At 42.3% G+C, this 21,630-nt stretch carries 24 protein-coding genes; 17 read left to right on the top strand and 7 right to left on the bottom strand.

The window, feature by feature from the left end; genetic code table 11:
* The first annotated feature begins 543 nt into the window (after positions 1 to 543).
* The 4 genes from Q0N70_RS03600 to Q0N70_RS03585 all read left to right on the top strand — a co-directional run bounded on the left by Q0N70_RS03600 (position 544) and on the right by Q0N70_RS03585 (position 4,259).
* Positions 544 to 1,608, top strand: a complete 1,065-nt coding sequence (locus Q0N70_RS03600; RefSeq protein WP_294013934.1) for an alpha/beta hydrolase — start codon at positions 544 to 546, stop codon at positions 1,606 to 1,608.
* Positions 1,609 to 1,945: 337 nt separating this feature from the next.
* The gene (locus tag Q0N70_RS03595; RefSeq protein WP_294013932.1) at positions 1,946 to 2,467 is read left to right on the top strand and encodes a cupin domain-containing protein; all 522 of its coding nucleotides are present in this window, start codon (positions 1,946 to 1,948) and stop codon (positions 2,465 to 2,467) included.
* A 63-nt stretch (positions 2,468 to 2,530) separates the two neighbouring features.
* Entirely contained in the window at positions 2,531 to 3,340 is an 810-nt protein-coding gene (locus Q0N70_RS03590) for a carboxymuconolactone decarboxylase family protein (RefSeq protein WP_294013930.1), read from the top strand.
* Position 3,341: 1 nt separating this feature from the next.
* Complete coding sequence (locus Q0N70_RS03585; RefSeq protein WP_294013928.1) at positions 3,342 to 4,259, top strand: DUF362 domain-containing protein; 918 nt, start codon at positions 3,342 to 3,344, stop codon at positions 4,257 to 4,259.
* A 601-nt stretch (positions 4,260 to 4,860) separates the two neighbouring features.
* Here the strand turns inward: Q0N70_RS03585 and Q0N70_RS03580 are convergent.
* The 5 genes from Q0N70_RS03580 to Q0N70_RS03560 form a co-directional block, all read right to left on the bottom strand.
* Positions 4,861 to 5,532 carry a dihydrofolate reductase family protein gene (locus Q0N70_RS03580; RefSeq protein WP_294013926.1) on the bottom strand — a complete coding sequence of 224 codons (672 nt, stop codon included), beginning with the start codon at positions 5,530 to 5,532 and terminating at the stop codon, positions 4,861 to 4,863.
* Between the two features lie 193 nt (positions 5,533 to 5,725).
* Positions 5,726 to 6,301: a YdeI family protein gene (locus tag Q0N70_RS03575; protein ID WP_294013924.1), complete on the bottom strand. Its 576-nt coding sequence runs from the start codon at positions 6,299 to 6,301 to the stop codon at positions 5,726 to 5,728.
* A gap of 70 nt (positions 6,302 to 6,371) precedes the next feature.
* The gene (locus Q0N70_RS03570; RefSeq protein WP_294013922.1) at positions 6,372 to 6,845 is read right to left on the bottom strand and encodes a GNAT family N-acetyltransferase; all 474 of its coding nucleotides are present in this window, start codon (positions 6,843 to 6,845) and stop codon (positions 6,372 to 6,374) included.
* A 54-nt stretch (positions 6,846 to 6,899) separates the two neighbouring features.
* Complete coding sequence (locus tag Q0N70_RS03565) at positions 6,900 to 7,331, bottom strand: cupin domain-containing protein (protein WP_294013920.1); 432 nt, start codon at positions 7,329 to 7,331, stop codon at positions 6,900 to 6,902.
* Positions 7,332 to 7,658: 327 nt separating this feature from the next.
* Entirely contained in the window at positions 7,659 to 8,828 is a 1,170-nt protein-coding gene (locus Q0N70_RS03560; protein WP_294013918.1) for an acyltransferase family protein, read from the bottom strand.
* 106 nt (positions 8,829 to 8,934) lie between these two features.
* Here Q0N70_RS03560 and Q0N70_RS03555 point away from each other — a divergent pair, with 106 nt between their 5' ends.
* On the top strand, positions 8,935 to 9,204 hold the full coding sequence (locus tag Q0N70_RS03555; RefSeq protein ID WP_294013916.1) for a helix-turn-helix transcriptional regulator: 270 nt from the start codon (positions 8,935 to 8,937) through the stop codon (positions 9,202 to 9,204).
* A 33-nt stretch (positions 9,205 to 9,237) separates the two neighbouring features.
* On the opposite strand, the gene Q0N70_RS03550 is transcribed toward Q0N70_RS03555, so the two are convergent.
* The gene (locus Q0N70_RS03550; RefSeq protein ID WP_294013914.1) at positions 9,238 to 9,447 is read right to left on the bottom strand and encodes an aldo/keto reductase; all 210 of its coding nucleotides are present in this window, start codon (positions 9,445 to 9,447) and stop codon (positions 9,238 to 9,240) included.
* On the bottom strand, positions 9,444 to 10,022 hold the full coding sequence (locus Q0N70_RS03545; RefSeq protein ID WP_294013912.1) for a cyclophilin-like fold protein: 579 nt from the start codon (positions 10,020 to 10,022) through the stop codon (positions 9,444 to 9,446). The genes Q0N70_RS03550 and Q0N70_RS03545 overlap by 4 nt, the downstream gene beginning before the upstream one ends.
* 332 nt (positions 10,023 to 10,354) lie before the next feature.
* Here Q0N70_RS03545 and Q0N70_RS03540 point away from each other — a divergent pair, with 332 nt between their 5' ends.
* The 12 genes from Q0N70_RS03540 (at position 10,355) to Q0N70_RS03485 (ending at position 21,383) form a co-directional block, all read left to right on the top strand.
* Positions 10,355 to 12,241, top strand: a complete 1,887-nt coding sequence (locus tag Q0N70_RS03540) for a methyl-accepting chemotaxis protein (RefSeq protein ID WP_294013910.1) — start codon at positions 10,355 to 10,357, stop codon at positions 12,239 to 12,241.
* Positions 12,242 to 12,466: 225 nt separating this feature from the next.
* Positions 12,467 to 13,603 (top strand): sodium ion-translocating decarboxylase subunit beta, encoded by a 1,137-nt coding sequence (locus Q0N70_RS03535; protein ID WP_294013908.1) that lies wholly within the window; start codon positions 12,467 to 12,469, stop codon positions 13,601 to 13,603.
* 3 nt (positions 13,604 to 13,606) lie between these two features.
* Positions 13,607 to 14,155: an AAA family ATPase gene (locus Q0N70_RS03530; protein ID WP_294013906.1), complete on the top strand. Its 549-nt coding sequence runs from the start codon at positions 13,607 to 13,609 to the stop codon at positions 14,153 to 14,155.
* Between the two features lie 336 nt (positions 14,156 to 14,491).
* Complete coding sequence (locus Q0N70_RS03525) at positions 14,492 to 15,241, top strand: SDR family oxidoreductase (protein ID WP_294013904.1); 750 nt, start codon at positions 14,492 to 14,494, stop codon at positions 15,239 to 15,241.
* A 164-nt stretch (positions 15,242 to 15,405) separates the two neighbouring features.
* Complete coding sequence (locus Q0N70_RS03520) at positions 15,406 to 16,164, top strand: EFR1 family ferrodoxin (protein WP_294013903.1); 759 nt, start codon at positions 15,406 to 15,408, stop codon at positions 16,162 to 16,164.
* Between the two features lie 38 nt (positions 16,165 to 16,202).
* Complete coding sequence (locus Q0N70_RS03515; protein WP_294013978.1) at positions 16,203 to 16,640, top strand: hypothetical protein; 438 nt, start codon at positions 16,203 to 16,205, stop codon at positions 16,638 to 16,640.
* Positions 16,641 to 16,980: 340 nt separating this feature from the next.
* On the top strand, positions 16,981 to 17,403 hold the full coding sequence (locus tag Q0N70_RS03510; protein WP_294013900.1) for a PPC domain-containing DNA-binding protein: 423 nt from the start codon (positions 16,981 to 16,983) through the stop codon (positions 17,401 to 17,403).
* Between the two features lie 58 nt (positions 17,404 to 17,461).
* A complete protein-coding gene (locus tag Q0N70_RS03505) occupies positions 17,462 to 18,253 on the top strand; it encodes a class I SAM-dependent methyltransferase (RefSeq protein ID WP_294013898.1) in 792 nt (263 codons plus the stop codon).
* A gap of 103 nt (positions 18,254 to 18,356) precedes the next feature.
* Positions 18,357 to 18,839 carry a GNAT family N-acetyltransferase gene (locus Q0N70_RS03500; protein ID WP_294013896.1) on the top strand — a complete coding sequence of 161 codons (483 nt, stop codon included), beginning with the start codon at positions 18,357 to 18,359 and terminating at the stop codon, positions 18,837 to 18,839.
* 106 nt (positions 18,840 to 18,945) lie between these two features.
* Positions 18,946 to 19,491: a GNAT family N-acetyltransferase gene (locus Q0N70_RS03495; RefSeq protein ID WP_294013894.1), complete on the top strand. Its 546-nt coding sequence runs from the start codon at positions 18,946 to 18,948 to the stop codon at positions 19,489 to 19,491.
* Positions 19,492 to 19,658: 167 nt separating this feature from the next.
* Positions 19,659 to 20,990 carry an AAA family ATPase gene (locus Q0N70_RS03490; protein WP_294013891.1) on the top strand — a complete coding sequence of 444 codons (1,332 nt, stop codon included), beginning with the start codon at positions 19,659 to 19,661 and terminating at the stop codon, positions 20,988 to 20,990.
* A gap of 24 nt (positions 20,991 to 21,014) precedes the next feature.
* A complete protein-coding gene (locus tag Q0N70_RS03485; protein ID WP_294013889.1) occupies positions 21,015 to 21,383 on the top strand; it encodes a nuclear transport factor 2 family protein in 369 nt (122 codons plus the stop codon).
* Positions 21,384 to 21,630: the final 247 nt, after the last annotated feature.

Genomic DNA, 21,630 nt, shown 5'->3' with positions numbered 1-21,630 from the left:
GCGGTATTTTTCCATTGCATTATTATATTTTTCTTTCCTAGAGCATTTTTTGCCTGTTGAAATAATTTCACGCATTGCCCAACACGTTTTTTGCTCATGTAAAAAGTTTCATGGCTCGATTTTGTTCAATTTTCCTTTATAAAAAAATTCCGCGAGCCAAATTAATGTAATTTCTTGAATCGGAACTATTCCGTTTGCTGACCAAAAGCAATTTCTTAAAACGGAATAATTCCGAAAGCTGTCTAAGCATATTTTTAACGAACGGAATAATTCCGCAAGGCGAATTTGCTTCTTTTCTTGTCGCGGAAAAATTCCGTTTGCTGAATTTGTTTTATTTCTCCTATCGGAATCATTCCGCGACCTGTCAAAACACATTTTTTGCCTGCGGAATTTTACCTTCATTCATTTTGTGCATATCTTGAAATAAGAAATAAATATTAGACATATCATAATGCATAATGTATATTTTGAACAGAAATTGAGAGTTCGTGCTTTTGTTGGCTTAAAACTCGTTTGCTTGACATGTACATACATGGAGGAAATATGAAAAAACTTTTGCGTTATGTTTTGGCTGTGGTGGCAGCTGGAAATTTGGTTTCGGCGGCATTTGCGGATAGTTCAAAGACTGTGAAAAAAGCGTTGTCGGCAAAGGCGATTAAAAATGACCGTTATACTTTTGAGCTTGCGGAAAATGTTGTGCGTGAGCGGGTGGCTTTTCACAACAGGTTTGGGATTACGCTTGTGGGCGATTTGTACACGCCAAAAAATTCAGCTGGAAAAATGCCGGGAATTGTGGTTGGAGGTTCTTACGGTTCGGTGAAGGAGCAGGTTGCGGGTTTTTATGCGAATCAGATGGCTTCGCGCGGATTTTTAACTCTTGCGTTTGACCCTTCTTTTACTGGGGATTCTGGCGGCGAGGCTCGAAATGTAACTTCACTTGATATAAACACGGAAGATTTTTGCGCGGCGGTGGATTTTCTTTCGACTTACGGCGGCGTTGATCCTGAAAAAATCGGGGCGATTGGAATTTGCGGCTGGGGCGGAATTGCCTTGAATGCGGCTTCGATTGACACAAGAATCAAGGCGACTGCGGCAATCACGATGTACGATATGCACCGGGTTATGGCGAACGGCTACAACGACGTGAACGACAATGCGGAAGCCCGAAAAAAGACAAAGGAAACGTTGAGTGCGCAGAGAACAAAGGATTATCTTGCAGGAAAGCCTGAATTGAATGGCGGTCGGGCGGCAAAACTTACAGGGAATGAGCCGCAGTTTCAGAAGGAATACTGGGATTATTACATTCAGCGCGGTTATCACAAGAATTCGGTGAATAATCCAGGTCAGGGCTGGGCAAAAACTTGGGTTCTTGGAATGATTAACACGCCGATTCTTGCTTATGTTGACGAAATTGAAGCTCCAGTTCTGCTGGTTCACGGTGAAAATGCTCATTCAAGATATTTCAGCGAGGATGTATTTAAGCGGCTTAAGGGCGACAACAAGGAACTTTACATTGTGCCGGGCGCAGTTCATACGGACTTGTATGACAACTTGGAAAAAATTCCGTTTGAAAAAATTACGGACTTTTTTAAGACGAATTTGAAATAAATGTTAGGCGCGGAATTGTCAGGCTTGAATGTATGCCATTGCAAGACTTGGCTTTCTGTTATTGGCGTAAAGCACACCGAAGGGGCTGCATTGATTCGGCAATCTCTTAGAAAAAAAATTAAATAGATTCCTGTGTCAAGCACAGGAATGACATAAAAAAATAAATCAATATGGAGGAAGTAACAAAAACTTTGCCTAAAATAGCGTCAAAGTTTTTGTTCACAAGTTTGCGTTGCAAACTTTTATATCAACTGTTGTTTCTCACTGTGTTGCGAAACAACTTAAAAAAGTCAAATCGAAAATTGAGATTTTCTCATTGACTTTTTTTGGAGGAAACATGAAAAGATTTTTTGGCGTAATTATGGCGGCGGTTATTGCAGGAGGTTCGGTTATGTTCGCACAGACAAAAACTGAAACATCGGGCTATCCTTCAGAAAAATCAGTTATGAAGGATTTGAAAAAAGAAAAGGGAACAATTTTTCCACTTGGCGGTCCGAATGTTAATTACGAAAAATATTTCACAGGAAGAAGTTTTCATAAATCAATGGCGGCGGACAGCATAAGTGTTTCAAATGTAACTTTTACAAAAGGCGCGCACACTTTCTGGCACGTTCATCACGGCTCATGTCAGATTCTTGTGACGGAAGCCGGACGCGGATTCTATCAGATTTGGGGCGAAAAACCTGTTGAACTAAAGCCCGGCGTGGTTGCAACAATTCCAGAAGGCGTAAAGCACTGGCACGGAGCCGCATCGAATGCGATAATGCAGCACCTTTCCGTAATGCAGAAAAATCCGGACGTTTCAACAGAATGGCTTGAAGAAGTTGACCCTGCGGAATATGCGAAACTGGGAAAGTGAGAAACATATAAAAAAGACAACTCGGAAATTGAAATTTTTTCATTGTTTTTTTTGGAGGAAAATATGAAACATTTAATCACAACATTGACAATTTTTGTTTGCGCGATGGCTTTTTGTGGCGCGGAAGCTGGGGCGAAAATTGGTAAATCAAAACTGGATGATTCGCTTTTTAAGAGTGACGGGGAATTTATGCAGACTTTCCGGAATTTTTCGGATGGCGAAGTTCCTGCTTATGCGAATGGGAAAATCGGTGAAAAGGAACGGAATCTTGCGGTGCTGGCGGCGTTGCTTGGCGTTCAGGGCAAAGAGGAATTTGAGGTTGCGCTGGACAAGGCTCTTTCTTCCGGCAGTGTGACGGCGGTTGAGGCAAAGGAGGTTGTTTATCAGGCGACAGCTTATCTTGGATTTGGAAAGACTCGGCCGTTTTTGGATGCGGCGAATCGTGTTTTTAAGGCGCATAAAATAAAGCTTCCGCTTGAAAGCCAGAAAACTGTGAACGATGAGGCGGATGGTGAAAATTCAAGGCTTCGTGCTGGAAATCAGAAGCAGATTGATTTTTTTGGCGAGAGGACGCGCGAATCTTGGTTAAGCGGTGATGAAAGCGGTCGGATAATCAGTTATTGGCTTGCTGATAATTGTTTTGGCGATTATTACACGAGAACCGGACTTACTGACCGTCAGCGTGAACTGATTACTTTTTGCTTTCTTGCAAGTCAGGGCGGATGCGAGCCTCAGCTTGCAAGCCACATTCGGGCGAACATCAACGTTGGGAATTCAAAGGAATATCTGATTGTAACGGTGAGCCAGATTCTTCCGTATATCGGTTATCCGCGCAGTCTGAACGCAATTCGGGTTGTAAACGAGGTGAACTAGAATGAGAAAATTTGAAAAACTGATTTTTGTGTTTGGTTTGTTATGTGTTTTTGCGACCGGACTCTTTGCCCAAAATCAAAGCGTCGTATATTTTACGCGCGATGTTTCTTCCGCAGGGCTGATGAAAGTCTACCGCGCGCTGAACCAGAAAATCGAGGGAAACGTGGGAATCAAGGTGAGTTTCGGCGGACCTGACGAGGAAGTTCTGCAGCCGGAGCTTTTGCGCGACCTTGTGAAAACAACCGGCGGCACGATGTTTGACGGAAACGGACTTTCGGGCAACAGGCGAACTTCGGAGATGAATCTTTCGTATGCGAGGCAGCACGGATTTGCGGAAATCGGAAAATGCGTGATGCTGAGCGACAACGACTATATCGACCTTCCTTTGAGCGGCGGAAATCTTTTGAAATATGCACGCACAGGAAAAGAATTCGCCGATTTTGACACGCTGATTTCGGTTTTCCGAGTCCGGCTTCATATGCTCCCCGCGTTTGACGGAAACATCAAGAATATCTCGCTCTGTCTTGCAAATCGAAGCGGAAAGTGCATTATCCACTCTGGCGGCACGGACGAAAGCCATTACCACAGCACTCCGGCGGATGTTCTTGAAAAAAGTTTTGCCGACGCAGCAAAAGCCGCACTTGACTACAAGAAAAACTGGGCGTTCATCAACGTTCTTGACGACATCGACCCACAGGACAACTGCCGAGGCGCAAAAAATCTCGGAAAAATCGGAATCATCGCCTCCAGCGACATCGTCGCCCTTGAGCAATGCACTTTGGACTTTGTGATTGAAAAAGCCGATGTTGACAACGCCACAAAATCCGAATGGAAAGCCGCCCACCGCGTTGGAATGGTCGAGCAGCTTGAAAAACTCGGCGGCGGCACAAGAAACTACCAGCTCGTGGAAGTGAAGTAGGGGGATTCTTTGTTATCGTTCGGGTTTTCGTAAGAAGATTCGTAAACAATATGTAAGGATTTCCGGGGGCTTCCGGCGGCGGTCTGCATTTCAGTTTCCAGAGGACTTGTAATAAGCGGATTCTTGCCCTGCTGCTTTTGTTCGGTGCTGAAATTTTGTGGCTTGAAATGCCAGTTACTGAAGTTCTCGTGATGTTTTAAGCCGCAAATGGACAGAAAGCACGCTAGATAATTTTTCTTCTGAAATAGAATAGAACGTTTTAGAAAATTACGCGCAGATGATGAATGTTGCTATAACGTTTTTAAAAATTACACGCGGACAGCGAACGTTACAGTAACGTTTGTCAAAATCACTTGCGGTCAACAAACGTTAAAATAACGCTGTCTGAAATCATGCGCAGTCAAAGAAAATCAAAATAATGTTTGAAGAAATTACGCCAGTTCAAGGAACGTTACCATAACGTTTCAAGAAAGCACGTCAAGTCAGCAAACGTTATTTTAACGCAAGCAGAAATTGTATGCGGTCAGTAAAAAATTCCCGCATCAAGTGCGGGAATGACAACCTTGTTAGTTCAGGAATGACAGTTTAGCAAACTTTTTTTCTACTTCCTCACCTTGTATTTCAAAAGCACCGTATCGTTTTCAAGCCGCTCAACGTCAAGCAGCTCCAGCGCGACTGGGTTTCTGTCCTGCGGCCTGCCGTCAAAACTTGCAGCCCAGCCTTCGCGTCCGTCAATTCCCGCGCCGAACATCATTTCAACTTCGTCAATCAAGCCCACGTCAAGGAACGAGCCATTTATGTGTCCGCCTCCAGTAATCACAGCTTTTTTCACGCCGAATTCTTTTTCAAGAACAGCAACCGTCTTCTTCAAGTCGATTTTTTCTGCGCCGCACGTGATATACGAGATTTTTTTTGACTTCAGATAATCCAGATATTCCGCGCCCGCATTTTCGCTCGTCACAACAATCAGCGGTTTTCCGTCAACAAGGTTCGTGTTCCAAAGCAAAGTTCCTTTCGTGTCCATGCAAACCTGATAGCCGGCCGCATCTTCCGCCTTAAAAAAAGTTTCGCCACACGCACGGTAATTTTTCGCCTCAAAAACGCCGTTTTCCGCGTAGTGCATCGCGTTCGTCGTCTTTCCGTTAATCTGCGTAAAATCCCCAAACGACGCAAGGTGCGTGTAATAAGCCTTCGCCTCCGGGTCGATTTTTTCGGTCATCGCGCAGTCAATCCGCCCATCAAGGCTCGCGTACATAAAACAAGTGATTTTCATATTTTCTCCTAAAATCAAAATTTTCTTCTATCTAATATTTTGGGCGTTCCGGCCGCTTTGGTTTCGATAAACTCAACCGCCGCGACCGTCGGGCTTTTCAGGGCTACGGCTTTCGCCTCCGACCAAACGCAAGCGTTTGTTTTCGCGCATTTTTTCAAAATGCTCTCACCCTTCCAATCCCTAACGCGAGATTTCAATATTCCAGCAGTCTGCCGTAATCGTTCCAGTCGCCGAACATTTTTCCGTTCTGCGAGTTCAAAATCAGCTTTTCAAGCCGCATTTCAAAAACCTTGCGGTCTTTTTTCTTGTCGCGCTGAATTGAATCGATTCTTACACGCTGATACAAGGCCGGAAATCCGCAGAAATTTCTCCATGCGTCAGGATTTTCCGAAAAAGCCTTTGCGATTTCAGAATCAATCACAAATCCGCTTTCGCTCATGTCCGGCAAAACCGCGCGCCCGAAATCCGTCATAAGACCGAGCTTTTCAAGACGGCGGCAACGCTCCTTGTTCAGCTCCGACCACGGACTTCTCGCGCTTCTTGGCGTGAACCGCTGCATATCAACGCCGCCGATATTTTTGTGGGTCGTGTCAATCCAGCCGAAGCAAAGTGCCTCTTCAACCGCGTCCAGATACCAGACGCAGCCCTCAGGAGGATTTTTTCCTTTTTTCGCGACAATCCAACATTCGCTTTCCGTGCCGTGATTTTCCAAAAGCCATTTGCGGAATTCAGCGCGGGTTCTGATGTCCAAAATATTTTTTGCTTCCATTTGATTTTTCAGGTTTTATGATTGTTTAATATTGATATTTCAAAAACAAACATCACGCAAAATCACAAATTTATTTTTTTACAATATATTCCATCTCAACATCGGCTTTTTCTGAATGCCAGACGTCTTTCCTGTACGGAATTTCAACAAATCCGAATTTTTTGTAAAGATGAATCGCAGGTTTCAGCCCGGAAATTGTAATAAGGCACAGCTTTTTTGCGCCGTGAGAAATTGCGTAATCCATGCAGGCTTTCAGCACCGCAGAACCGGCTCCAGTTCCCGTGTATTGACCAGCCGCCGCCAGTTTGCAGACTTCCCAGACATCGTCTCCGAGCGGCTCAATCATGCAGGTTGCAAGGACTTTTTCGTCCTCAACAGCAAAATAAACCATAGAGCCTTTTTCGATAAGCTCTTCAACATGATCCATCGCATACTGGTCGTAGGATTCGATGTAGTAAAGTTTTTCAAGCCATTCAGTGTTCAGCCGCACAAATTCGCTTTTATATTTCGGGTCGTATTCAACAATCTGCATTTTTACTCCCATAAAAATTAAAATCGGTTAATTTATGGCTCACAAAACGCAAATTGTCAATTGATTTTATTCCCCAAGTTTTCCGTATTCCTCGTCGCTCACAGGTTCAAGCCATTCGTTGGAAGTTCCTTCGCCCGCAGGTTCAAATGTGATGTGGCTGAACCAGCTGTTCTTTTTCGCGCCGTGCCAGTGCTTGACGTTCGCAGGAATCACAACAACGCTTCCGGCTTCCATCGAAACCGCCTCTTTTCCCCATTCCTGATACCACCCGCTTCCAGCCGTGCAAATCAAAACCTGACCGCCGCCCTTTTCCGCATGATGAACGTGCCAGTTGTTGCGGCAGCCCGGCTCAAACGTAACATTGAAAATCGGAATCTCGTCCTTCTTCGCGTCCGTGAGCGGCTTCAAAAACGACTGCCCGATAAAATACTTCGCAAACGCGTCATTCGGCGCACCAACTCCAAACCTATCGATTTTAGAAAATTCTTCTTTTGTCATAGTTTTTATACGCTCCTGAAAAAGTTTTATACCTCAAGAAAATTAGTTACATAGCGTAACTAACAAAGAATATAATAAACTTAATTTCAGTTGTCAAGACAATACAGAAATTCCAACAATAAGAATCAAAATCATAGATAAATTCTTCGGAACAATCAGCGAAAAAATGTTGCAGGCGGTTCAAAAGTGCAGGAGAATAGAACAAAATGAATGGTAATATTTTTGATGGAAAGTTGAAATCAGTTAACCGCGAACGTACATGACCTTCTGACTTTATTCATCTCAAAGAAGGCTGAATTTAACACATGGGGTTCTTCCTCACACTCTTTACCCTCTTCCTCCGTTCAAGATACTGAACAGCGGAGGGCAGATTTTTCTCAAAATAAATCCTGCGAAAGTTCCGAGCGCGACAATCACAATGTTTGCCCCAAAATATTCAAGCTGACAGAACGCGGGATTTTTCATCGGCAAAAAACGAAGCCATAGATTCTGGACGCAGGCAAGAAGGAACGGCATGTGAACCGCAAACAGGAAGAATGAGAACGGTGAAATTTTTTCGGCAAAGTCAAAAATCTTCTTGTTTCTGGAAATTAAGCCGGAAAGTTTCAGGAAAATCAGGGCGGAAAACAGAACCATAAGTGCGGAACAGACGGAATTTCCCTTGAAAATCAGGTTGCAGCCGAGAGAGGAGAACGCAAACATCGCCAAAAGCTCCGTCCAGCGGAAAGAGTCGGCAAAGGCGAACGGCGAAAAATCCCGCTCCGCCCAGAAATATCCGAGCGTAAAGAAAAGAAGAGCCGCCCTGTCCGACTCAAAGCATTGCGGCGTAACGCCCGAAATATAGACGAACACGCAGAAAATCAGCGAAGTTTTCGGAAATCTTCTATATACAATGCGCAGAACCGGCGAAATCAGAAAGAGAATCAGAAGGTCGCGAACAAACCAAAACTGCCCGACATAAGGATGATTGTATTTGTCAAAGCCGAATCCGCTGAACGCCTTGAGCCAGTCTAGAACGCCCCAGGTCAAAACAGGAATTTTCTCCGGATTCCCAAGAAGCGAAAGATTCAGTCTTGCCGCAAAAAGTTTTCCGAACGTTACAAGCGCAATGTTCAGGGCAATCCACACAAAATACGGAAGCAGCAGACCTTTCGCCTTTTTCTTAAGCATGGTTTTATATGGCGTGTCTTTTTTGAAAAACAGATATGCGCTGAACATGAAAAAAAGCGGAACGGCGCAGCTTCCAAACCCGGATGAAATCACAAACTGAATCCATTCCCCTGCCACGCTCTGCACAAAAACAGGAATTCTGTTTCCTTCCGCCAGAGAATCGGCAAGTTTTTCCGCCGTAAAATTGTTGTGAATAAAGACCACCAGCACGCTCAGAATGTAACGAAGCGAAGTTATTCTGCCGGAAGTCCCGCCGTCGATAAGTGCGGAAGGTTTGGTTTCTGAAATGTCCTGATTTTTTTCTGAAAATACAGTTCCTTTTGTCATTTTTAGTATCCTTAATTGGTACGTTTGTACTATCAACAGACAGAATAAATGACATTCGTATTTAAATCAACCTACAATTTGTACATTTGTGCTACTTTTTAAACTGATGTTAGACTTTTGGAGCAATGTAAAAAGCGAACTTGAATACAGGGGAATCTCACAGAAAGAGCTTGCCGCAGAAATCAGCGAAAGCTACAACACGCTCCAGTCCTGGATTAACCGCGACCGGCTTCCGAATGCAGTTCAGGCAGTGCGAATTTCTCGCGCGCTCGGAACAACTGTTGAATTTTTGGTGACCGGCCGCGATGAGAAATTTCGAGCCGACAACACCGAAACCATCCGCCTGCTTGAAAAAGCGATTGAGAATTTAAGATAGTTTACAAAGAACGGTTTGTGAAAAAAACGATTCTCACCAATTCTCATACCTTTTCCCGGTGTTCAGTTTTGCAATCGCCGCCATCTCTTCATCGGTCAGAGAAAAATCCCACACATCGTAGTTTTCCACAATGTGTTTTGGATTGGAGCTGCCGGGAATCGCGATAAATCCGCTTTGAATGTGCCAGCGGACAATCACCTGTGCGGAAGTTTTTTTATGGGTGGCGGCGATTTTTTTAATCACTGGATTTTCAAGGCTTTGCTTTGTGTGACCGCGCCGCTCTCTTTTGCAATCCGATTCGCAAGTTTTGCGGTTGTTTCGGTAAGGCTATAGAAAACGACGAGCTTTTTTGAATCAGAAAGAGATTTTACAGAAGCCGCCGCAACAGATTCAGACTTTTTGAAAGAAAAAACGCTTCCGTTGGAAAGATTTTTCAGAGTGTCGCAGGCTGATTTATCCGCAAATTCTCCGATTTCAACGGCCTTTGCGAAACCGATGCTGTGGTCATCGTAAGCAACGGAAACCGCCTGAAAATTCAAGTTGTAGTAGACGCGCCCCGTCTTGTAAACGGAAGTTGTCGCGTCGCTTTTGCCGTAGTCAAGCGCGGTGTAGCTGTAAAACTCAAAGCCGCCGTATTTTGTCATTGAAAGGCTTTTTCCGATCACGGCTTTTGTGAAAGTTTCGGCAGTTTTGTTTGAAGCAAGATTCAGCTCGTAGGACTTTCCGCCGAATTCAACGCTCATTTTCTGCACTTGGGACTGCGCAAAAATGCAGGCAGAAGCAAAAAGTGCAATCAAAAGTGAAATCAGTTTTTTCATAAAACGCCCCGTTATGCAAAATTAGTTACACAATGTAACTAATAAAGAATATAATAAACTCAATTTCGGTTGTCAAGAATGATTTTTAGTAAAATTCCGGCGGAAAGACGCTCCATTTGAAGAAATCACGCCAGTTTGCCGCGCGAAATTATTTCATAGCCAAAAAAATGCGTTGGGGAAGTCATAAAAATTTCCGCATGAGCTGAAAGTTCGTTGGGCGATGTGTAAAATTTTTCGCATTGTTAATTTGATATTTATTTTCTGTAAAAAAATTAAAATTTACTTGATACAGAATAATTATAAAAATATACTGTTTATGAGGATTATTTTTTATGGAACAAAAACTTTCAGAAACTGACAGAAAATTATTTTATGTAAAGCTTCCTTTGCTGTTGCTTTTATCTTCATTTTCACCATTTTTGCTAGCTCCGGCTTATTTATTTATTACAGGAATTGCTACGATTGATGAATTTATCACTATCTTGCTTTCACCTTACACTATTCTTGCCTATGTGATTGCCGCTTTGTATCCGTTTGGTTTTTACAGATTTCTTCGGGGAAAAATAGAAACTTATGATGGAACTGATGAACGCATTAGAAAAATAAATCTTCTATTAAAATATTCCGGCAAAATGCTTTTTGCAATAAACCTAGTTTTAGGAATTGTAATACCTTTTCTTGCTTGTTTTGTAATTCATTTAAAAGACACGCAGTTCGCCGCATTTGAAGGAAGCTCGCCGTATCTTTCAATCATTCTTATCTGCACAGGCTTTATGCTGTTGTACGGAATAAGTTTTTACACAGTTTTTAACAGCCGCTTCGAGCACTTTTTGCACTGGCTTCCGTTTGACAAATCCGTTGTAACTTCATCAAACCGCGAAAGAATCATACTGATGACGCTTGTAAACCTTTTGGGCTGCTTCCTCATTATCACGGCATCATTTTTAGTTCCTAGCGTTGCTTCTGACTCTTCTGTTTCAGGCGTTCTAAAAGTTATATTCCCGGCGGCGGTATTCAGCTTTATTTCAGTCGGACTTACAACTTCCGTTACAGCTTACGACATAAAGAACAATCTTCAGCAGGAAAAGCAGATTTTGGGCGCACTTGCTGAAAAAAACTACGCAATAAAACGTGCGCAAGTTGTTACAAGAAATGACTTTGGAATCATCATAAACGACTTGAACAATGCGTACAGAATCATAAGAACGATTTTTCAGGAAATCAGCAAGGACGTAAATTCCACGCTGTCTGTTTCGTCTGAAGTTTCGGAGCACGTTGACCAGTCGATTTCTGAAATTGCAAACGTAAAAAGCATTTCAAATTCTGTAAAAAATGAAATGATAAATCAGGTTGCTTCTGTTGAAGAGACGAGCGCGACAGTTGAAGAAATCATCAAGCACATCCGCCATTTGAACAATGAAATTGAAAAGCAGACATCTGCAATTGACCAGTCGTCGGCCGCGATCGAGCAGATGGTTGCGAACGTAAACGGTGTAACTTCAAGCCTTAAGAAAAACAACGGCACAGTCCAGGAGCTTGAAAGCGCATCCGAAGCCGGAATGAAAAAAGTCCACATTGCAAGCGAGCTTTCCGAAGAAGTTCTGGAAAAATCAACATTGCTTATGGACGCAAGCAAAGTCATCCAGGACATTGCAAGCCAGACAAACCTTCTTTCTATGAATGCCGCGATTGAAGCTGCCCATGCCGGCGATGCGGGCAAAGGATTCTCTGTTGTTGCAGACGAAATCAGAAAACTCGCAGAACAGAGCAATGAGCGCGCAAAATCAATTGAAAATAACCTTAGAAGTCTTTCTGAATCAATCAACTCGGTTGCCACAAACGCAAACGATGTTTCTGCTCAGTTCAACAATATTTATTCTCTCATAAAAAAAGTTCAGAATGAAGAGCTTATAATTTCCAATGCAATGGCAGAGCAGACTGAAGGCAACAAGCAGATTCTTGAAGGAATCAGCCGCTTAACAGAATCAACTGCAAGCGTAAAAGACGGCGCGGCGGAAATGCTGAAAGGCGGCGAGCAGATTTCTGTAGAAATGAAGAATTTGAACAAAGTAACTTCAGAGACAAACACAAAAGTAAATTCCATAAATGAGTCTGTTCAAAAAGTTACTGAAACTTTGGCGGATTCAAAGGAACACGTTCTGGAAAATTCCGCAAATGTAAAATCATTAAGCGAAAAAATGTCGGACTTCAAATTTTAGATTTCACTCTTGACACTGCTCCCCTTTTCCGTGCATACTGCAAAAAGCAAAGGGGGAGTAGTTACTTCCTTAAGAATCAACAGCCGGCTCTTTGAGTCTGGTTCTTAGGCTTCGGCTCGGCCGGGGAAACAAGACCTTTTGCCTGATTATCCTGTTAATTTCAGGGTGACCGGGCAAGAGGTCTTTTTTTGCGTCGGCGGATTTTTTTCATACGGAGGTTTTGAAATGGAACGGATTTTGGATTATTTTTCGAGCGGAATCGGGGCTATGTCCTGGCAGAATTTCGCGATGATTGCAGTGGGCGCACTGCTGATTTTTCTTGCGGTGTACAAAAAGTACGAGCCGATGCTGCTTCTGCCGATTGGTTTCGGAGCGATTCTGGTGAATCTTCCGCTGGCGATTGTGCTTGGAACGGCGGAACATCCGGGCGCACTTCAGATTCTTTTTGACTGCGGAATCATGACGGAACTTTTTCCGCTTCTGATTTTTGTTGGCATGGGCGCGATGATTGACTTTAGACCGCTGCTTGAGCGTCCTTGGCTTTTGATTTTCGGGATTGTGGCGCATTTTGGAATTTTTATTGCGGCGGCGATCGCTTACTGGGGATTCGGATTCAGCATAAAGGAAGCGCTGAGCATCGGTGTTATCGGGGCTGCGGACGGTCCGACTGCGATTGTTGTCGCAAGCCGCTTCGCAAAAAATCTTCTCGGTCAGATTACAGTTGTCGCCTACTCGTACATGAGCCTTGTTCCGATTATCATGCCCCCTGTAATCAAACTTCTTACAACAAAAAAGGAGCGGACGACAAGGATTCTGGCGAAGAACAAGAACATTCCGCATTGGGTGATGGTCGTTTTCCCGGTGGCGGTTACGATTGCGGTAAGCATTCTGATTCCGGACGCTGCGGCCTTAATCGGTTTTCTGATGTTCGGAAATTTAATCCGCGAGTGCGGTGTCCTTGAAAAACTTTCGGCGGCGGCACAGAATGAGCTTTCAAACATTGTGACTTTGCTTCTGGGAATTAGCGTGGGCGCGAGCATGACGGCGCAGAATTTCCTTACCGTCCGGACGCTTCTGATTATGCTGCTTGGTCTGATTGCGTTTGCAGGCGACACGGTCTGCGGAATTCTGTTCGCAAAATTCCTGAACCTTTTCCGCAAAAAAGACGACAAGCTGAACCCGATGATCGGCGCGTGCGGAATCTCAGCGTTTCCCATGGCAAGCCGCGTCGTCCAGAAAATCGCCCTTGAGGAGGACAATCAGAATTTCATCCTCATGCACGCCGTAAGCGCGAATGTTTCCGGTCAAATAGGCTCGCTTGTCATCGGCGGAATAATAATGGGATTTTTGGGAGGAATGTAGAATATGTCAACAGGAATAATGATTGCAGGTCCGTCCGGAAGCGGAAAAAGCTCGCTTGGAAAAATCGTTGCGGAAAAACTGGGATTTCCGTATTTTGATGTGGACGATTATATCTGGAAAAAGGACACGCCCGAACCATTCACGCAGATGTATTCCAAGGCGGAAAAGATAAGCCGGCTGAGTGGCGACATTGAGCCTTGTGAGCATTTTGTGATGGCAGGTTCAATGAGTTCCTTTCATCAGGCGTTCGACGACAAGTTTGAGCTGATGGTCTTTCTTTATGCCGGGCCTGAAATCCGTTTGCAGCGCGTCCACAGCAGGGCAATTGAACGGTTCGGCGAAAGAATTCTTGAAGGCGGAGACCTGTACGAAAGCCACCGAAAATTTCTGGAAAGCAACCGCAGATACGAAACCGACGGCTCTCCGAATCTTAATGAACAGAAAAAATGGATAAAAAATCTGCCATGCGCAAAAATCGAACTGAACGGCACAAACAGCCTCGAAAGCAACGCGGAAATCATTGTAGAAAAATGGAATAAAATGAATAGATAGAAACCAAATTTATCTCCTAAAATATAATATAAATTAGGAGATAAGTCAGTCATTAGGAGGCATGATAAAAATTACATCCGTGTAATTTTTATCATTACAGTTTGCTCAAGCGATGCTTCCAAAAACTGTGATTCTCGCCATCCATGGCTCACCGCTAACGCAGAGTTTTATAAGGAGGTAAGATAAAAATTGCCAAAATGCTGTCAGTTTTTATCTTTTTAAGTTTGCGTTGCAAACTTTCTTTTCAACTGTTGTTTTTCACTTTGTTGCGAAACAACTTAAAAAGTCAATCCTAAAACTGAAGTTTTAATCTTGACTTTTTATGGGAGTGCTTTTATGAGTATTGCAGTTATAACCGGAGCATCTTCCGGACTCGGTGTCTGCTATATTGACGCCGTCACAAAATTATTTCCTGAAATAGATGAACTATGGCTGATTGCCCGTCGTGAAGAACGATTAAAAGAAGTTGCTATGAAATATCCCGATAAACATTGTGTAATTTTTCCTATGTATATGGCTGATATGAGCAGTTTCAAAATACTGGAAGAAAAATTAAAAACCAATAATGCTCAGGTTGAAGTTTTAATAAATGATGCAGGTATGTCAATCGGTTCTCCTTTTGAGGATATGGAGCTTGAAAGTATGTTAAAAATCATTGACCTGAACTGCAAAGGAGCAACGGCGATAGCAAAGGTATGTCTGCCATATATCATGAACGGTGGTACAATTTTGGAAGTATCCTCAACCTCTGCATTTCTTCCGAACACAAACTTAATCATTTATTGTGCATCAAAGTCCTATGTATCCACACTTTCTCTTGGACTGCGTGAGGAGCTGAAAGACAGACACATAAATGTATGTGCTGTGTGTCCGGGTTTTATGCTTACGGAAATGACAAAGTCCGAACTTACAAAGGGGCAAAGCCGCTTGCCTGTAATCGACCCAAATACCGCTGCATTGAAATCATTAAAGGCAGCAAAGAAAGGCAGAGCCGTTTACACTACCGGAGCATTTTATAAATGCTACCGATTGCTTGCGAAGCTTATTCCGCATACACTTCTTGTTAAGTTTGCAGGTCTTGGATAAGGAGGTAAGATAAAAACTGCCAATATACTGTCAGTTTTTATCTTTTTAAGTTTGCGTTGCAAACTTTCTTATCATCTGCAATTTCTCACTTTGTTGCGAAATTGCATTAAAAAGTCAATCCAAAAACTGAAGTTTTAATTTTGACTTTTTATGGGAGACAGATTATGATTTTATATTTTTCAGCAACCGGAAACAGCGAATATGTTGCCCAAAGGATTGCAGCCGAAACAGGCGATATTGCCGTTTCTATTACAGATTACTATAAAAAACAAATTTTCTCATTTGATGAGAAATACAAAACACTTGGTATAGTAAGCCCCACATACTCTTGGGGATTGCCTGTTATCGTAACTGAATTTTTACAAAGATTAGATTTAAGCCACAAGCCGGACTATCTGTTTTTTATTGCAACCTATGGAACAACTCCGGGACAAACCGGGAGATTTGCAGATAATATTCTTGCTCCTAAAGGCTTGTCATTGTCCGCAAAATTCAGCGTGAAAATGCCGGATACTTGGACTCCGATTTTTGATTTGAGCAATAAAGAAAAAGTTCGGCGTATAAATGATAACGCTGAGCTTGAAATTGATTATATTATCAAGCAAATAAAGAATTTTACCGTAGGGGATTTTATGAAAAACAAGCTGCCTTATCCGCTTGCAAAGATAGGCTATAATATCGAATATGATTCGATGCGTAAAACAAAGCATTTTTCAGTTGATGACACTTGTATAGGTTGCGGACTCTGTGCCAAAAAATGTCCTGTGCAGGCAATTGAAATGCAGAACAAAAGACCTGTCTGGAGCAAGGAAAAATGTGTCATGTGCCTTGGCTGCTTACACCGCTGTCCAAAATTTGCAATTCAATATGGGAAAAATACAAAGAGGCATGGTCAATACACGAACCCGAACGTTACGGTATAAACCATAATCCGAATATATTTATGGAAGAAAAACGAAAAATGTGCGAAGAATGTTACTCCGACAAAAGCAGAATAACGCCCTTGCTGAATCCTTTGGAATGTTTGAAAAACCACACTCAATATATCTGTGGAACTTGCGGACGCTGCATTTGCATTGAACACGACCCGGTCAGAGGCCTGCAAAGGTGGAATTTTCCCTTCAAGTCATTGGAAATCGCAAAACTTTACTTGCGGACAGCCGACTTCACAACAAAAAGCTCATGCGGCATTTACGAAATAGAAAACAGCAAAGGCAGAAAATCCTATAAAATTTTCGCCACAAACGAGGATTTAAAACTGTTCCTCAAAAAGAACAAAGACAAAAAATGCAGCCGAATGTCTCCGGTTTTCAGAGTTGAAGAATACAAAGAATATCCGCAAACACAAGTGCGAAAACTGACTTCCGCCGAAACAGAAAAATACATGAGCGAACGTTGAATCCGTGCTCGGGGAACTTTGTTTATTCATCGTGCCAGATTTATGTGATGGCGGTACTTCCCGAATGCGACAAGGACAAGGAATAGACAAGCAACTATTGAATGCTGTTAAATGTTACAGCAAAGATAAAAAACTTGCAGAAATTGTTCTTCATACAAGTGAGTATGCCCCCGGCAGCTAAGTTTTATGAAAAAAACGGATTTAAGTTGTCAAATGGGAGTATTTGCATGTATTGCGAATAATTGAAAAGCTGTTTTAGTTTGTCGGAGCGATAAATTCTTTTTTGAAAACAATAAAAAATACAGGCAGTAATAAGCCACTATCAGAATGGAGAAATAAAATGGAATACAGAAAATTTGAAAATACAATAGTAGCAAGGATTGACAAAGGGGAGGAGATTTTAGAGCAACTGAAAGCAATTGCCATAAATGAGAATATAAAGCTTGCCAGTATCAATGCTCTTGGAGCCATCAATGATTTCACCGTCGGAGTATATAAGACGGATGAGAAGAAATATTACTCAAACAGTTTTAAAGGATATTATGAGATCACGTCGTTGACAGGTACAATCAATACGATGGATGGAGAATATTATGCGCATCTTCATTTGAGCGCAGGAAATGAGAAAGGTGAAGTGTTTGGAGGACATCTGAACCGGGCTGTTGTGAGTGCAACCTGTGAGCTGGTAATTACGGTCATTGATGGAAAAGTTGACAGAGTTTATGATAAAGAAACAGGGCTTAATGTATTTAAGTTTGATTGAGTATGATAAAATCAAAATGTTACAGCAAAGTCAGGTTTTATATGGGAGGCGAAATATCATGGAAATAATCAACAAGAACATTGATCATGGAAGAGCATTTGACTGGGGAAAAACCTCCGCAGACTATGCAAAGTACCGTGATATTTATCCAAAAGAATTTTATGCAAAACTAGCGGAATTATCGTTAGGAGTAAAAGGGCAAAATGTACTTGATTTGGGAACAGGAACTGGTGTAATTCCAAGAAATATGCATTCCTACGGAGCAAAATGGACAGGGGCGGATATTTCGGAGAATCAGATTATATATGCGGAGAAACTCAGCAAAAATGCGGGGATGGACATTGATTATATTGTTGCTGCGGCAGAAGATGTTGATTTTCCTGACAGAACATTTGATGTGATTACAGCGTGCCAATGTTTTATGTATTTTGATAAATCGGTTGTCTTGCCGAAATTTCACCGCATGTTAAAGGAGCATGGTCATTTTGCGATTTTGTTTATGGCATGGCTGCCGGAAGAAAGTGAGATTGCCAAAACAAGCGAAAATCTTGTTTTAAAATATAACCCTGCATGGACCGGTGGAAGAATGACAAGATATGAACTGCAGGAGCCGACTTGGTGTGCAGGAATGTTCAAGGCTGCAAATATGCTGACATACGATTTGCCGATACATTTTACAAGAGGATCATGGCATGGAAGGATGAAAGCCTGCCGGGGAATTGGCGCGAGTGGACTCAAGGAAAGTGAAATTCAGAAATGGGAGCAGGAACATTGGGAATATATGCAATCACTGCCGGAAGAATTTGATATTCTGCATTACGTTTCAATCTTGGATTTAGAGAAGATATAAAAGATTTTGCAAAAGAAAATCAGAGAAAAGAAATAAGCAAATCGGAATTTAATAAGGAGGCATCCGTAGCTCACCGCTACGCGGAATTTAAGGAGCATATACTATGATTAAAAAAGTAGAAGAACAGAATCTTGCTGAATGTGCAAAAATAATCAGAGAGAGTTTTGCCACGGTTGCAGAGGAATTCGGCTTTACTGTCGAGAACGCGCCGAGATTTACGGCATTCGCCACGACAGAAGACAGATTGAAGTATCATTTGATTGAAGAACATAGACCCATGTATGCTTTTTATGACAAGGGGAATATCGTGGGGTATTATTCCCTGTCCGTGCAGAATAACAACGAGTGTGAGCTGACTAATTTATCTGTAATCCCCGCATACAGGCACCGAGGAATTGGAGAGGAACTTTTGAAGCATGCTTTTAAGACTGCGGAAGAACTAAATTGCAACAAGATTAATATCGGTATCGTTGAGGAGAACAACGTGCTGAAAAAATGGTATGAATCGTTTGGCTTTGTTCATACAGGCACACAAAAATTTGATTTTTTCCCATTTACCTGCGGATATATGGAAAAATATCTTTAAATCATTTAGCATCCGGCTTCCAGTTTGCCGCACAGCTGAAGAAAGTAAACTTGATTTTTTTAGCTTTAATAAATCTTCATGAACCAACACAGGAGACATTACAGAAATGACAGATGCAGTTGAATCAGAGGAAAACAAGAATTCAGCCCTTGACGGCATAAAATACAGATTGGGAAAACCGGAAGATATTGAGGCAATCACCGTCCTGATTCAGGAAGCGATTCAGGAAATGGAAAAGCATGGCATATATCAGTGGGACGAACTCTACCCTGCCGCAGCGGATTTTGAGGACGACATCAGAAAAGGAAATCTGTACGTTGCGGAGGAAAATGAAAAAATAATCGCCTTGTACGTGATAAGCGGTGAATCAGATGAAGCGTACAACAATGCCGAATGGAAATATCCGCGCGAAACCTCGCTGGTTCTCCACAGGTTTTGTGTTTCTCCCGGCTTTCAAAACAGAGGCATCGGAAAAAAAGTGCTAAACAAAATTGAATCGCAAATCAGGAGCATGGGTTATGATTCGCTCCGACTTGATGTATTCACAAAAAATCCGTATGCGCAAAAGCTGTACCGCAACAATGGCTACGAAGTCCGCGGATTCGCCGAATGGAGAAAAGGCCGCTTTGATTTGATGGAAAAGAAGCTGTAAATTCCGTGTTGCCGCCTAATTGAAGAGAGCGGAACATAATAAAAAAAAGCGAAGAAACGCACAAATACGGCCACATATAATCTTGAAGAAATGCACAAAACACAGAATAAACAAATTGAAGAAACGTACATTTTGTGATACAACATAATTATATCCGAGATGTAATTATGTATTTTGAAAGAAAAGCATACCAAAAACTTTTAGAATGGAAAGAAAAATATGCGGACAAATACGCCGTCATGCTTGAAGGCGAAAGACGTGTAGGAAAATCAACAATCGCGGAAAATTTTGCACAGAATGAATATAAATCCTACATTCTGATAGATTTTTCGAAGGCATCAGCAAATATTCTTGAATGTTTCGACGATATGGGAAATCTGAATGTGTTTTTTCTGCGTCTTCAGGCGGAAACAGGAACAACGCTTTACGAACATGAATCTCTTATAATTTTTGATGAAGTGCAGCTTTTTCCGAAGGCGCGGCAGGCGATCAAGCACCTTGTGGCGGACGGAAGATACAGTTATCTGGAAACCGGCTCACTCATTTCGATACGAAAAAATGTAAAGGACATTCTGATTCCGTCAGAAGAGATGAAAATTCAAGTCTATCCTATGGACTATGAGGAATTCTGCGATGCGACAGGCGGAAATTTTGAACTTCTGCGGCAGATTTTTCAAACGGGCTCAGCAATCGGCCAGGCGACAAACCGCAAGCTGATGAGAGATTTGAGACTTTACATGGCGGTGGGCGGAATGCCGCAGGCTGTGGAATCGTATATAAATGGTAAGAATTTTTCGGAAATTGACATGGTGAAAAGGCAGATAATCAGTCTTTATGAAGAGGATTTCAAAAAGATTGATCCGTCGGGAAGAATTTCGGCATTGTATCATGCGGTTCCGGCTCAGCTGGCAAAGGACGCGAGAAAATACAGGATTACCACGGCAATCGGAAAAAGAAATAACACCAAAGCGGATGAATTGCTGTATGAGCTAATCGATTCCAAGACAATTCTTCCGTGCTACAATTCCACAAATCCAAGAGCAAGCCTTGCCGACACAAAGGACTTCAACAGCTATAAATTGTATCTTTCCGACACAGGTTTGTTTGTAACGCTGATGTTTATTGACCGACCGGTGACGGAAAATAAACTTTACGCAAAACTTCTTTCGGATAAATTGCCGGCGAATCTTGGCTATCTCTATGAAAATCTTGTTGCGCAGATGATTGCAGCGGCCGGAAGGGAACTTTATTATCACACTTGGGAAAAATCCGGAAGCACGCACTATTACGAGGTGGATTTTCTGATTTCCGACGGAAGCAAAATAGATGCGCTTGAGATTAAATCTTCCGGCTCAGGAAAGCATGAATCAATAAACGAATTCCGCAAAAAATTTTCACAGAATATCAACAAGACATATTTAATATCACAAAAGGACGTAGGAAGCGAAGAGAATCTGCTGCTGAAACCGTTTTATCTCGTGCCATTTCTGGTGAACTGAAAAAATATGAAGGAGCTGTGCAAAATGCAAAAAGAAGACATTGTAAAAAGCTATTTCCAAGCCTGGCTTGATAAAAACATCGGACCATTAGAAAATATTTTTGCGGATGATATTGTTTACAGTGAGTGCTACGGACCGGAATATCACGGATTGCCTCAGGTTTTAAAATGGTTCGCTGACTGGAACAGAAACGGTACAGTCCTGAAGTGGGAAATAAAAAATTTTATTCACCAAGGCGCGTTCACGGTTGTGGAATGGTATTTTGAATGTGATTACAACAATGAAATCAGCGGATTTGACGGAGTATCCATTATTGAATTCAACAAAAACATGAAAATCGTCAGCTTAAAAGAATTCCAGTCAAAATCTGAGCACAATTATCCTTATGAATAGCCTTCTCTTCCAGTTTTTGAGGCTGAATAAATGAACGGTCTCCGGCGCACGAATCAGAATCCTAAGCAAATTCCGTAAAACTCATTTTCCGATCAGACAGAAAAAAACAGCAAAAAAAGTCGAGAGAATAATTTTCCGCCGCAGTATAATGTCCACCAATAAGGAGACATGATAAAAATCACATCCGTGTAATTTTTATCATTACAGTTTGTTCAAGCGTTGCTTTCACAAACTGTGATTCTCGCCA

Source organism: uncultured Treponema sp., from assembly GCF_945873775.1.
Lineage (GTDB): Bacteria > Spirochaetota > Spirochaetia > Treponematales > Treponemataceae > Treponema_D.
Note: the sequence above shows the minus strand (reverse complement) of the source record. Positions and strands in the feature narration are given on the sequence as shown.